Raw genomic sequence first — 13,278 nt, forward strand, 5'->3', positions numbered from 1 at the left:
TTGCCTACAAAAAATGTATGGATACTTCACTTAGCCTATTCAATAATTCCACCTCTAAGTATCGCAATACCTTGAGCTCCATGCTTAAAGGCTTCAATCAAAGTCTCTTTGCTTTGACCACCTATAGCAAAAACTGGTATAGCACTTTCGCAAGCACATTCCTCAAACTTTTTCCATCCAAGAGGCTCAGAATTAGGGTGAGAAGCGGTTTCAAGCACGTGCCCAAGCACAACAAAATCCGCACCTAATTCATGGGCATAGAGTAGGTCAGCCATATTGTGACATGATACCGCAAGCAATCCCTTTTCGGGTGCATCTTCTATATCCATAATCAAGGCATCCGCAGATCGCAAGTGAATCCCATCCGCCTGTGCTGCCCAAGTCTTAGGATGACAACTATTTACAAGAACTTTTGTACCATGCAGGTGGCAATATTCCAGCATCGCATCAAAATATTTTTTAAGGTCCTCATTTTTCAATATACGAGAAGCTTTTGGTTCTCGAAACTGGAAAAGTTTCACGCCCGCATCAATAGCCTTTACCAAACGCCCCCAAAATATAGTCTCTTCAGGTTTTATGTTTGAATTGATCTCCAAAGCATCTTCGAAAAAGTTACTTATAAGATAGACATTTCCTAAACCTAGCCATTCGATAGGTTCCACTGAAGCTGGCAATAAATCTCGGTCCGTCGGCATCTCTGTAAACCATTCAAACGCTTGATTCTCAAGACTGCACAACTTGCCAGTCCACTTATAACATCTGAAAAAATGCAATAGAACTTCTGTCTTAGGATACTCATAGCTCAAAGTCACCCATGGATAGGTGCTCTCGGGGTCAAGATCAACACCCAGTTCTTCACGAAGTTCGCGGATTGTCGCATCTTTGGGAGTTTCACCTTCCTCAATCTTACCGCCTGGAAACTCCCACCAACCGCTCCAAGACTTGCCCTCAGGGCGTTGAGCCATTAAAAATCGTCCCTCTGAATCGACCAATACGCAAGCCGATACATCAAAAAAAGGTTTTTCTTCACTCATGCATTGCCACCCAATAACGAACAAAGTGCATGGCAATGCGCCCAGATCTAGATCCGCGCTGGGTTGCCCATTGCAATGCTTCTATATGTGCTTCGGCTATGCGATCTGCAGGCCAGCCCATAGATATCAAGCCATTATCCACGACTTCAAGATATTCATTTTGTGAAAACTGATAAAAAGAAATCCACAATCCAAATCTATCCGAGAGGGAGATTTTTTCTTCTATAGCTTCACTAGCATGAATTTCATTTTCTGAGAAATACTCAGGCATCAAATGTCGGCGATTAGATGTTGCGTATATTAGAACATTAGAACTTCTACGTGCGATGGACCCATCAAGAAGAGACTTTAATTCCTTATAGCTTACATCGCCCTCATCAAAAGATAAATCATCACAAAAAATAATGAACTTTTCTGACCGCTCGCGAAGCATGTCAACTAAGTCGGACAGATGCATAAGATCTGCTTTATCAATTTCTACTAATCTTAATCCTTTATCTGCATACATTTCGAGCATGCACTTAACAAGAGAACTTTTGCCAGTGCCTCGAGCACCTGTTAAAAGCACGTTATTAGAAGGTTTTCCATTTAGAAATGCTAAGGTGTTTTGATTTATGGCATCGAATTGCTGTTTTATATTGTGTAGGCTTTCAGGTTTTACTAAATCAATATTTTTTAAAGATTCTAAATAAAACTTGTTTTGAACCGTTCGTAAACGATAAGCCGATGCTGACCAATCCACAGGCTTTGGAACACGTGGTAGATAAAATTCCAGCTGCTCTAAAACTGAAATTGCCCTTGAAAAAAACACATCTTTCATATTGTAAAATACAGGATATTGTTAATAGATTTTGGAATCATTTTGAGCATTAAAGCGATTTTTCAGCCGATATCCGAGGATATGTCCGCTGTCGATAAAGTAATTCGATCCCGTTTGAATTCTGAAGTTGTCCTAATTCGCACTATCGGTGAGTATATCATTAGTGCAGGGGGTAAGCGTATCCGTCCAGCTATGCTTCTTATGATGTCCAAAGCATTGGGGTACGAGGGATCGCTCCATCATTTGATGGCGGCTGTTATTGAGTTTATTCATACTTCTACGCTTTTGCATGATGATGTAGTTGATGAATCCGATATGCGTAGAGGTTCCGCTACTGCTAATGCAGTATTTGGTAATGCGGCTAGCGTCCTCGTCGGCGATTATTTGTACTCTCGTTCTTTTGAGATGATGGTGGAAGCTGATTCTATGCGTATTATGCAGATTATGTCAGAAGCTACTACAGTGATTGCTGAAGGCGAAGTATTGCAACTTCTTAACGTTCATGACCCTAATGTGGACTTCGATCGTTACATGGATGTGATTAAGTCTAAAACTGCAAAATTATTTGAAGCTGCCACTCGAGTTGCGGCCGTTCTTGCTGGAGCTGATGATGCTGTCGAGCAAAAAGCTGCTCTTTATGGTACTCATGTAGGGACGGCATTCCAAGTTATAGATGATGTGTTGGATTACTCTGGATCTGCCGAAGATCTTGGTAAAAATGTGGGTGATGATTTGCGTGAAGGTAAGCCTACATTGCCACTTATTAGAGTTATGTCAGTTGGTACACCTGAACAGAAAGCATTAATTCGACATGCAATCGAAGAAGGAGATGCAGACTTTGAAAGAGTTGCACAGGCTATCAGAAGTACTGATGCACTGGATTACACACGTAATATTGCCCAAGAGCAAGCAAACATAGCCCTTTCAGCCTTGGATGGACTTCCAGATTCTGCTTACAAAAAATCACTTCAAGATTTAGTTAATTTTTCACTTGCAAGGACTCAATAATGCCTGACTACCGCTCCAAAACATCAACTCACGGAAATCAAATGGCTGGAGCACGTGCATTATGGCGTGCGACGGGCGTTAAGGAAACCGATTTTGGTAAACCTATTATTGCGGTAGTTAATTCGTTTACTCAGTTTGTACCAGGGCATGTGCACCTTAAGGATATGGGTCAGCTTGTAGCTCGATGTATTGAGGCTGCGGGTGGTATTGCCAAAGAGTTCAATACAATTGCGATTGATGACGGAATTGCGATGGGACATGGTGGCATGTTGTATTCACTTCCATCGCGTGATTTAATTGCGGATTCTGTTGAATACATGGTAAATGCACACTGTGCGGATGCTATGGTTTGCATTTCGAACTGCGATAAGATTACTCCAGGGATGTTGATGGCGGCTATGCGTTTGAATATCCCTACGATATTTGTGTCTGGCGGACCTATGGAAGCAGGAAAGGCGACATTGGTTTCCGAGGAAAAAGAGATTAAGCTTGATTTGGTTGATGCCATGATTCATGGGGCAGATCCAGATATCGATACTCGTGATTTGCACGAAATTGAGTCCAATGCCTGTCCTACCTGTGGTTCATGCTCTGGCATGTTTACCGCGAATTCTATGAACTGCTTAGTCGAAGCTTTGGGCATGGCTTTACCTGGAAATGGCACGATAGTAGCCACTCATGCGTCTCGTCGTCAATTGTTTGAGCAAGCGGGTGAACTGATTGTTCAGTTAGCAAAGGCTTATTATGAAGACGATAACGAGATGGTGCTTCCTAGAAGCATTGCCACAAAAGCAGCTTTTGAAAATGCTATGGTTTTAGATGTTGCTATGGGAGGCTCTACAAACACAGTTCTTCATATTCTTGCAATCGCTAACGAAGCTGGTGTTGATTTTACAATGCGTGATATCGATGCTATTTCTCGACGTGTTCCCTGCTTATGTAAGGTTGCTCCTGCTACTCAGAAATTCCATATTGAGGATGTGCATAGGGCAGGTGGGATTTTGGGGATTCTCGCAGAATTGAATCGAGGCGGATTACTTGATACTTCTGTGGCAAATATTCATAGTGGTACATTAGGCGAAGCGATTGAAAATTGGGATGTACGCGGAGCTAGATCTAACGATGAAGTATTACAGTTTTATCGTGCTGCTCCAGGATATGTTAGAACTACTCAAGCATTTTCACAAAATTCCTACTACAAAGAAAATGATCTTGATCGTTCAGAAGGATGTATACGAGATATTGAACATGCATATTCAAAAGACGGTGGATTGGCCGTGCTCTACGGCAATCTAGCTGAAAATGGTTGCATTGTTAAAACTGCTGGTGTTGATGAAAGCATCCTAAAATTTAAGGGCAGTGCAGTTGTATTTGAATCCCAAGAGGAAGCATCTGAGGGTATTTTGGGCGGACGCATAAAAGAGGGTGATGTAGTTATCATCCGTTATGAGGGTCCGAAAGGTGGACCTGGCATGCAAGAGATGCTTTATCCTACATCGTATTTAAAAACAATGGGATTAGGAAAAAAAGCAGCACTTCTTACGGATGGTCGTTTTTCTGGTGGGTCCTCTGGACTTGTAATTGGACACGCATCACCAGAAGCTGCTGAGGGTGGAACTATTGGTTTGGTTAAAGATGGTGATCAAATTGAGATAGATATTCCGAATCGTACAATTCATCTAGCTGTTTCTGAGGAAGAATTACGTTATCGTCGTGAGGAGATGGAATCACGTGGAGAACATGCGTGGAAGCCAGTTTCTCGTAATCGGGTTGTATCAAAAGCATTGCAAGCATATGCGGCTCTTGCAACTTCTGCGGATAAAGGTGCGGTTAGAGACTTATCTCAAATCACTCGCAAATAGTTGTGAGGAGTCGGATTTTACTAATCTAAGCTTTTCTCTCTTTTGCCTATAACAAAAAAGTGGCTCTCAATTGAGAGCCACTTTACCATTGGATAGAAAACTCATAATACTACTAGAACAGTGGCTAAGATATATTTCATTTTGTACATTTCAAAATAAAAGAGGTGCTCACCTAAAGCGAGGGTCTTCCTCTTCGAATACCCCTGTTTCTATATCCTCTTCTTTGTGCTGAGTAACTTTTTGTGCATCGATATAGTCCTGCAGTGCATAAACTAAATTTTGCGTACCTTCTCCAGTGAGTGCACTTATGGTATAAACAGGACCATCCCAACCGTAAGCTTTTACAAATTTTTCTCGAACTTCTTCAGGGTTTTCAATCATGTCAAACTTATTTAATATCAGCCAACGAGGCTTGTTATAAAGTTCTTCGCTATATTTTCGCAACTCTTCCGAGATTGCACGAGCATCTTTAACAGCTTTTGTAATGGAATCCACTTCGGGGTCAAGATTTGATACATCAACGATATGTAGCAGTAAACTTGTACGAGTTAGGTGTCGTAAAAATAGGTGTCCAAGCCCAGCACCTTCACTAGCTCCTTCGATTAAACCTGGTATATCAGCCACTACAAAACTTCGCGAATCTGATGTGCGAACAACTCCCAAATTTGGATGTAAGGTTGTAAATGGGTAATCTGCAATCTTAGGTTTTGCATTTGATACACGAGTTATAAATGTGCTTTTGCCCGCATTAGGCATCCCAAGCAAACCTACGTCCGCTAATACCTTGAGTTCCATGCGAAGATTGCGATGTTCACCCTCTTTGCCGTATGTAAATTGACGTGGAGCACGATTAGTACTTGATTTAAAGTGAAGATTTCCAAGTCCGCCTGCACCGCCTGCAGCTAGTACAACTTCTTCGCCGTGCTTATCTAAATCAAATAATTGCTCACCTGTATCTGCATCATAAATAACAGTGCCAACTGGCATGCGTAGAACAATATCTTCCGCTGCTGCACCGTACTGGTCAGAACCTCTGCCATTTTCACCATTACGTGCACGATGAAGACGAGCATATCTGTAATCGATCAATGTGTTTATATTTCGATCTGCGACTGCAATAATACTCCCACCACGACCGCCATCACCTCCATCTGGACCACCTTTAGGAATAAATTTCTCACGGCGGAATGAGGCGGAACCATTGCCACCTTTACCTGCAATTACTTCGATAGTCGCTTCATCTACGAATTTCATTTTAAACTCACTAATAAAAAAGGACACCTAATGGTGCCCTTCCTAACCAATTCGAATATTATAAATTATTCTTTTGGTAATTCTACTGGGATGAAGTAGACAGTATTTGCATCTATATTTTTAGTTGATGGCAATACTTTTTGAGATACTTTGCCTTCTTTATCTGAAGTGATACCGAAATCATCATCGTTGATTACAGCGAGAGTTTTCTCATCTTTAAGCCACATACCTTCAAACTTATCGTGTGGATAATTGATTTCATTAACAAGGTCAACTAAAAGTTTTTTGCTCACAGGTTTGATGCCTGCAGCTTCAAGATCTTCCCAGGAACTTTGTTCTAGAGTTTTGTCGTTAACCATTTTGCCATTTTTAGATTCATCGGTATCAGAAACATCAGTAGCACCTTCAATGTCAATTAGGTAGACGTGTTTTTGAACTACATCATCTTTGCCAACGAATTTACCATCACGCTCGTCAACTAAGAATTTAGTATTGCTGATAGCAACTATTTCAGAGTTAGAGTTGTTCTTCTGTTCTTGACGGTAAAGGTATTGTTTTGTTTTACCTGTTTCTAAATCAAATGCCAAAATACGAGTAACTGTGCGGTTTAAATCATCTTTAGATGGGTTAAACATAGTTGATTGCATGATACCAACTAATGTTTTACCGTCTGGAGTAATTGTTAAACCCTCCATTCCACGGTTTGGTCTGCGAGTAGCGAAAACAGCAGGAATTTTACGACCTTCATTTTTAAACCCTAGTGGACTGATACGTTCTATTTGTTTGCCTTCTGCATCAAAGTGGGCAATATGAGGACCGTATTCATCAGATACCCAAAACGTTCCATCTTCAAGAACAACTAAACCTTCAGTGTCAATGCCGTACTCATCTTCTCCAAGTTCTTTACCATCTGGGCTAATAGCTTTTTCGCCAGTAGCTCCGTATCCTTCTGGGTTTGGAAGACCTGTGATTTCTTTTCCATCTGGACGTTTTAGTTTTACAGATTTAAGCGTTTTGATAGATTTTCCGTCTTCAGAAATTTCAAAATGACCTAAAGTTGGAGAGTAGGTTGGAACTACAAATATTTTTTCACCTTTATTTGCTGAGTCTGCGTTAGGACCGCGGTCAGTTATTGCATAAAAGCGATTTGGATTTGTAGCATCTTTGTAAGCAGCAGAACCAAACCCGCCGTTACGCACTTCTACGTCACCTGTTTTACCAAGGTCGGTATATGGAAGGGCTACTTGTGCTTGAGCAAAAGCACCTAAAGTTGCTATGGAAAGCACGATTGCTTTAAGAGAAAACTTGGTCATTATGACTCCAATTCATTAGATAAGAAAACCTTCGGATAATAATTTTTAATAATTACATGTTTGTGAAAAATGTTGTAAATTACTGAAACATCCGTTAATTTTTTCTGAAACTTATTGAAATTAAAGATATTTCACCTTAGAATTACAGCATGTGTTGTTTAAACATAGATCTCCTTTGAAAGTAAGTTGTATGTAGTGGTCAAACCCTTGGTTCCAGTAGAGCCGAGGGTTTTTTTATTTGATTTTGACCATATAATTAATACATAACAAAGGAGGTGACTTATGAAAAAAGCACTATTAGGTATATTACTTGCAGCTGGTACTTCTGTAGCATTTGCTCAGGCTGTAGGTTCTAGTAAGGGTGAAGTTAGACGCATCGATACTGCTAAAAGCACGATTGCTATTAAGCATGGTCCTATAAGCGATCTTGAGCTTCCAGCCATGACATTGGTTTATGATATCCCAGCAAATCTGCTTAATGGCATTAAAGCTGGAGATACTGTTAGTTTTACGGCTAAACACGAAAATAAAAAGTACATCATCACAGAGATTAAAAAGTAATCAGTGATTAGATTTTGTTGGAGTGCATCCATCCCCCACATAGCATTGCCTCCCACAAAAAAAGACCCTCATAATTGAGGGTCGATTTGTTTATAGGACGTACTGCGATAGATCTTGATCCTTAACTATGTCTTGAAGTTTATCGTTAACGTAGTCTTTATCAATTGTTAGGGTTGAGCCAGAATTAGAATCCGCATCAAAAGAAATCTGCTCAAGCAATTTTTCCATCACGGTATAAAGCCTACGTGCCCCGATATTTTCCATGTTTTCGTTGACCTCGTACGCAAGTTCAGCAATTCTGCGAATACCGTCTTCGGTAAAATCCAATTTCACAGACTCAGTGTCTAACAAAGCCGTGTACTGCTTAATCAATGATGAGTCGGTCTCTTTTAAAATTCGCACAAAATCATCTGTACTCAATGCATCCAACTCTACACGTATCGGTAGACGGCCTTGTAGTTCAGGGATAAGATCTGAAGGCTTGCTTAGATGAAAAGCTCCCGAAGTAATAAATAAAATATGATCAGTTTTGACCATACCATATTTAGTTTTTACGGTAGTCCCTTCTATTAGTGGCAATAAATCCCTCTGCACCCCTTGACGTGATACGTCGGCTGAAGATTTTTCAGAACTAGATGTGATTTTATCTATCTCATCTAAGAACACGATACCGTTTTGTTCAACGTTAATAATCGCACGTTCTCTAATGTCATCTTCATTTAAATGCTTTTCCGATTCCTCATCTGTAAGGACTTTCAAAGCCTTTTTGATGGTCATCTTTTTCTTGTTTTTTCGCTCTTTTGATATGCTTGAAAATAACCCCTTAAGATTATCACGCATATCATCTACCGCATCTATTCCTAAAATCTCCATCTGAACTGCAGGAGGTTTAACGTCAACTTCGATCTCCATATCATCCAGTTTTCCTTCGCGAAGTTTTTTTCTAAATACTTGACGTGCAGTATTTTCTTCGCGTACAGGGTTGCCTTCGGAGTCATGAGTTGGCGTAACGAGAATATCAAGTATTCTGTCCTCTGCTGCATCTTGGGCAATAGAATTTACGCGCTTCATATCGCTTTCACGAAGTTGCTTAACTGAAATATCAGTTAAATCACGTATGATGGTTTCTACATCGCGACCAACATAACCAACTTCGGTAAATTTTGTAGCTTCCACTTTAATAAATGGTGCCTTTGCTAGTTTAGCTAAACGACGTGCAATCTCTGTTTTACCCACACCAGTTGGCCCAATCATCATAATATTTTTAGGATGGATTTCGGTGCGTAATGGCTCTGCAACTTGCTGACGACGCCATCTGTTTCGTAAAGCGACTGCTACTGATTTTTTAGCTTTTGTTTGTCCGATAATATACTTATCTAACTCGGACACAATCTCCTTCGGAGTCATAACACTAATTTGGTCCATTAAGATTCCTTTTTATTTTTAGATTCATCTATATCCAATTTTTGGATAACATGATTTTGATTTGTGTATATACATAGGTCTCCAGCAATTTCTAGAGATTTTTTAACGATCTCCTCTGGAGTTAAGTCAGTATTTTGTAGAAGGGCTTGAGCTGCGGATTGTGCATATGAGCCACCAGAACCGATAGCCGCTACACCTAATTCAGGTTCGAGTACATCTCCATTACCTGTAAGGACTAGAGTATGGTCTTTATCTGCGACGATAAGCATAGCCTCAAGCCTGCGTAAAACTCGATCGGTTCTCCAGTCTTTTGTGAGCTCTACTGCGGCTCTTAAAAGATGACCTTGATGTTTTTCTAATTTAGCTTCAAAACGCTCCTGCAATGTAAATGCATCTGCAGTAGCTCCTGCGAACCCTGATAAAACTTTATCGTGATAAAGTTTTCGAATTTTTCTAGCGGACCCTTTGATCACAACATTTCCTAGTGTGACCTGCCCATCTCCTCCGATGGCAACTTCATCTCCTTTACGGACACAAAGTATAGTTGTTGCGTGGAATTGTTCCATGGATCTTCCTTATAAGTATTAGTCTTCTAATTTGGGGGCAATTATCTTAAATTCAACCTAAAGTTTAACGTACGTGAAACACTGGCTTGTTACATTTACTTTGCCTTTTTTACATTCTTGAGGAAAATCTATGAAAAAAATAGCACTATTATTGAGTCTTGCTTTTGCTTCTGGAGCATATGCAGCTGAACAATATCCTGCAACATTGGCTGGGCATGCGGTATTGCCAGCAGCTACATTTATCGATCCACCAGCAGATGCACCTGATTACTTCAAAATCAGTGCTCGTTATAAAAACGATAAATATAACCGCGTTGACGAAGCTGAAAGCATGGACGGTTTTAACGGTCCACGCAAAACTGGCATTAAAAAACCTTTTAACGGCCAACCTGTACAAGGTCATTCTGGCATCAAGATTATGAAGGACGGTACATTTTGGTTAATTTCAGATAACGGCTTTGGCAATAAACTTAATTCCCCAGATGCTATGCTTTTCTTAAATCAATACAAAGTTGATTTTGAATCTGGAAAATTTGAACCCCTAAAAACAGTATTTTTCAAAGATCCAAATAAAGTAATTCCATTCCACATTACTCAAGAAGCTACTAAAGAGCGTTATTTATCAGGTATGGACCTTGATCCTGAAAGTTTCCAACCTATAGGTGAGCATTTTTGGGTGGGTGAGGAATTTGGACCTTACCTTTTAGAACTTGGTGCAGACGGAACTGTACTGTCTATTTTTGAAACTGAAGTTGACGGTAAAAAAATCATTTCCCCAGATCATTACAGCATTAATCTACCAGGTAAACCTGATGGCAAGATGCCTATGTACCAATCTAGTCGCTCAAAAGGGTTTGAAGGTATGGCTGCGTCTCCAGACCAAAGCAAACTTTACCCACTTCTAGAAGGTGCATTGTACGATCACGACAAAAAAGAATACGAAAACACTGACGGTAAAAATTATCTACGAATTCTTGAGTTTGATACACAAGCTAAAAAATGGACTGGTAAATCTTGGAAATATCATCTAGAAGATAATGGCAATGCAATCGGCGATTTCAATATGATTGACGATACATACGGTATGATTATCGAGCGCGATAACTCCGAAGGTTCTGCTGATAAGCTTTGCCCACAAGGTCAAAAAGGTGATAACTGCTTTGAGACTAGTGCTAAATTTAAACGTATCTATAAAGTTAAATTAGATCCAAACAGCGATGTGGCAGAAAAAATTGGCTTTATCGACTTAATGGCTATCGAAGATCCTAATAAAGTTGCACGTAAACCTCTAGTTGACGGTAAATTCACATTCCCATTCTTTACTATCGAGGACGTGGATGTATTAGATCAAGATCATATCATAGTCGGTAACGATAACAATCTTCCAGGTTCAGCTTCTCGTGACCCTAATAAAGCTGACGATAACGAACTTATTAAACTTAAAGTTACTGAGTTCCTTCAAGCTAAATAGTATGTTTTGAGTGGTAGATTCAGCCACTCTCAACATATAGTCAGCCCCGCAATTGCGGGGCTTTTCTGTTAATCGTTATAAAGTTTTTGACGTTTTTCTCTTCGCTCTTGGGCTTCAAGAGAAAGTGTGGCCGTAGGTCTAGCTAACAGTCGCGGAATACCAATCGGCTCTCCTGTCTCCTCGCACCATCCATACTCTTTAGACTCAATCAATTGTAGGGAATTTTGCACTTTCTTAAGAAGCTTACGCTCACGATCTCGTGTACGAAGCTCTAAAGTGTGCTCTTCCTCTATGGTAGCTCGGTCCGCAGGATCGGGAACGAATTGGGTTTCTCTAAGGTTTTCTGTAGTTACACCAGCATTATTAAGAATATCACTCTCAAGTTTTTTGAGGCGGTCCTTAAAAAATGCTAGTTGCAGGTCATTCATATACTCATCTTCTGACATCTGCTTAATCTGCTCTTCGGTAAGAATAACTTCTGAGCCAGAGTTAGATTTAGATTTATTAGTGGTTTTAGGGCTTTTAACGGCTTTTGCCATGATAGGTAACTCCATGCCCCGAGAGGACAATCAATCTGTTACTTAAAAAAATTAATGGACTAGTATAAACGATTTTCTAATTCATCATTTATTAGATAGTCAAACTTCAAAATTCTAACAGAAATTAAGAAATTCTCCACTTTTCGTTACATCTCTTACAACTTTTTGGTGGCAATATTTTTGTAGATTTATGTTTAGAAGCATCTATGCACATAACGTATTGATTTATAGGATAAAAGTGCAATTTTTAGCGTGATTAATTTAGTCGTTTGCTAACTGGCTTTATTTGACTCTAGTAGCCCCCTAAATTCCTACATTTCCCAATTATTACAGTGAAACATCTTTTTGAAGTGTTGAAGAGAAATGCCATGAATTAGGAAGATAAATGAGAGAAACGTTAGATTGTGCAGTGTTGTATACAGACCACTTTAAAGCCCAGGCAGCTAGTTTGGTTAACTTAACCGATAAAACAAAGCGAGTTCAATTTAAGGAATTTAATCTGGGTGATTTAACTAACTCTAATCTTCCTTCTTATGTGGTTAATGATTATGAACTTCCCCATCCAAATACTTTAAGAGAATTAGGACCCTTACTTCATAGATATGATGTGGTGATATTGCCTGTTAACCAAAAAGTGTTGATATGGCTTAGAGTTATGTTGAGCAACTGTCCAGACTTTCCAACGCCAGTCATGATTTTATGTGATGATGTGCATCCTACAGCATTGCCAGATTTAGCTAAGCTTGGAGTTGTTGATTTTATAAGCTTTGAAGACTCTACTCCCATTATTATGGCTCGCATTAAAAGTGCTATAGAGAGGTATTCTTATTTTAGGCAAAGGGAGATAATTTCTATTAATAGATTAATGGCCGAAGTAGATGATCAAAATCGTGAGCCTAAATATACATCGGCAAGTATACGTGAAGGTTTGGCGGCTAGGAAGAATGCACTTAAGGAACTCGAGTATACAGAAAGTGTAGGAAGTTACACGTTATATAACTTTTCAGACTCTAGTTCATCCCTAAATTATGAAAAATCTCTAATTGGTCAACCATCAAGTATAGAGACTAGAAAAATCTCCTTTGTCCCTCCATTTAGTCATCTAGAATTAGATGATGCAGATGTAAAGCCACCTCTTAGAAAATCCCCTAAAAGAAAAATTATTACAGCAAATATAACAACGGTAGAATCCACCCCATCAGAACAAGAGTCTATAAAGGATGATGACTCATTTAAGGATGCAAAAGATAAAATTGTAAGTGCATTTGAGAAGGAGTTTATTATAAATGCACTGATTCAATCCAAAGGCAACATAGCTCAAGCAGCAAAGCGAAGTGGTAAGAATAGACGATCATTTTGGGAATTAATGAGAAAGCACGAAATCTCAGCTAAGCAATTTAGACATTAGTCTGTATAATTTGCTAT

The 13,278-nt window shown here is 39.6% G+C and carries 12 protein-coding genes; 5 read left to right on the forward strand and 7 right to left on the reverse strand.

Annotated features, from left to right (window positions below):
* Window positions 1-35 precede the first annotated feature (35 nt).
* On the reverse strand, window positions 36-1,034 hold the full coding sequence (locus KUI_RS01005; protein ID WP_013521975.1) for a Nudix family hydrolase: 999 nt from the start codon (window positions 1,032-1,034) through the stop codon (window positions 36-38).
* Entirely contained in the window at window positions 1,027-1,854 is an 828-nt protein-coding gene (locus KUI_RS01010) for an ATP-binding protein (RefSeq protein WP_013521976.1), read from the reverse strand. Before KUI_RS01010 ends, KUI_RS01005 begins: the two co-directional genes overlap by 8 nt.
* Before the next feature lie 42 nt (window positions 1,855-1,896).
* On the opposite strand from KUI_RS01010, the gene ispB reads away from it, so the two are divergent.
* Window positions 1,897-2,862, forward strand: a complete 966-nt coding sequence (gene ispB / locus KUI_RS01015; RefSeq protein WP_013521977.1) for an octaprenyl diphosphate synthase — start codon at window positions 1,897-1,899, stop codon at window positions 2,860-2,862.
* A complete protein-coding gene (gene ilvD / locus KUI_RS01020; protein ID WP_013521978.1) occupies window positions 2,862-4,724 on the forward strand; it encodes a dihydroxy-acid dehydratase in 1,863 nt (620 codons plus the stop codon). The genes ispB and ilvD overlap by 1 nt, the downstream gene beginning before the upstream one ends.
* Before the next feature lie 168 nt (window positions 4,725-4,892).
* Here the strand turns inward: ilvD and obgE are convergent, their stop codons facing one another.
* Together obgE and KUI_RS01030 are read right to left on the reverse strand one after the other, a co-directional pair.
* Window positions 4,893-5,978, reverse strand: coding sequence for a GTPase ObgE (gene obgE, locus KUI_RS01025; protein WP_013521979.1), 1,086 nt, complete (start codon window positions 5,976-5,978; stop codon window positions 4,893-4,895).
* Window positions 5,979-6,043: 65 nt separating this feature from the next.
* Window positions 6,044-7,291 carry an esterase-like activity of phytase family protein gene (locus KUI_RS01030; RefSeq protein ID WP_014840092.1) on the reverse strand — a complete coding sequence of 416 codons (1,248 nt, stop codon included), beginning with the start codon at window positions 7,289-7,291 and terminating at the stop codon, window positions 6,044-6,046.
* A gap of 282 nt (window positions 7,292-7,573) precedes the next feature.
* Here KUI_RS01030 and KUI_RS01035 point away from each other — a divergent pair, with 282 nt between their 5' ends.
* Window positions 7,574-7,852 carry a copper-binding protein gene (locus KUI_RS01035; RefSeq protein ID WP_013521981.1) on the forward strand — a complete coding sequence of 93 codons (279 nt, stop codon included), beginning with the start codon at window positions 7,574-7,576 and terminating at the stop codon, window positions 7,850-7,852.
* Between the two features lie 90 nt (window positions 7,853-7,942).
* Here KUI_RS01035 and hslU read toward each other — a convergent pair whose 3' ends face one another.
* Both hslU and hslV read right to left on the reverse strand, forming a co-directional pair.
* Window positions 7,943-9,277: an ATP-dependent protease ATPase subunit HslU gene (hslU, locus tag KUI_RS01040; RefSeq protein WP_013521982.1), complete on the reverse strand. Its 1,335-nt coding sequence runs from the start codon at window positions 9,275-9,277 to the stop codon at window positions 7,943-7,945.
* On the reverse strand, window positions 9,277-9,843 hold the full coding sequence (gene hslV / locus KUI_RS01045) for an ATP-dependent protease subunit HslV (RefSeq protein WP_013521983.1): 567 nt from the start codon (window positions 9,841-9,843) through the stop codon (window positions 9,277-9,279). The genes hslU and hslV overlap by 1 nt, the downstream gene beginning before the upstream one ends.
* 130 nt (window positions 9,844-9,973) lie before the next feature.
* Between hslV and KUI_RS01050 the strand changes: the two genes are divergently transcribed.
* Complete coding sequence (locus tag KUI_RS01050; protein ID WP_014840093.1) at window positions 9,974-11,314, forward strand: esterase-like activity of phytase family protein; 1,341 nt, start codon at window positions 9,974-9,976, stop codon at window positions 11,312-11,314.
* Between the two features lie 68 nt (window positions 11,315-11,382).
* Here the strand turns inward: KUI_RS01050 and dksA are convergent, their stop codons facing one another.
* A complete protein-coding gene (dksA, locus tag KUI_RS01055) occupies window positions 11,383-11,868 on the reverse strand; it encodes an RNA polymerase-binding protein DksA (RefSeq protein ID WP_014840094.1) in 486 nt (161 codons plus the stop codon).
* A gap of 370 nt (window positions 11,869-12,238) precedes the next feature.
* Between dksA and KUI_RS01060 the strand changes: the two genes are divergently transcribed.
* A complete protein-coding gene (locus KUI_RS01060; RefSeq protein ID WP_013521986.1) occupies window positions 12,239-13,261 on the forward strand; it encodes a helix-turn-helix domain-containing protein in 1,023 nt (340 codons plus the stop codon).
* The last annotated feature ends 17 nt before the right edge of the window (window positions 13,262-13,278 follow it).

Source organism: Taylorella equigenitalis ATCC 35865 (assembly GCF_000276685.1).
GTDB classification, from domain to species: Bacteria; Pseudomonadota; Gammaproteobacteria; order Burkholderiales; family Burkholderiaceae_B; genus Taylorella; species Taylorella equigenitalis.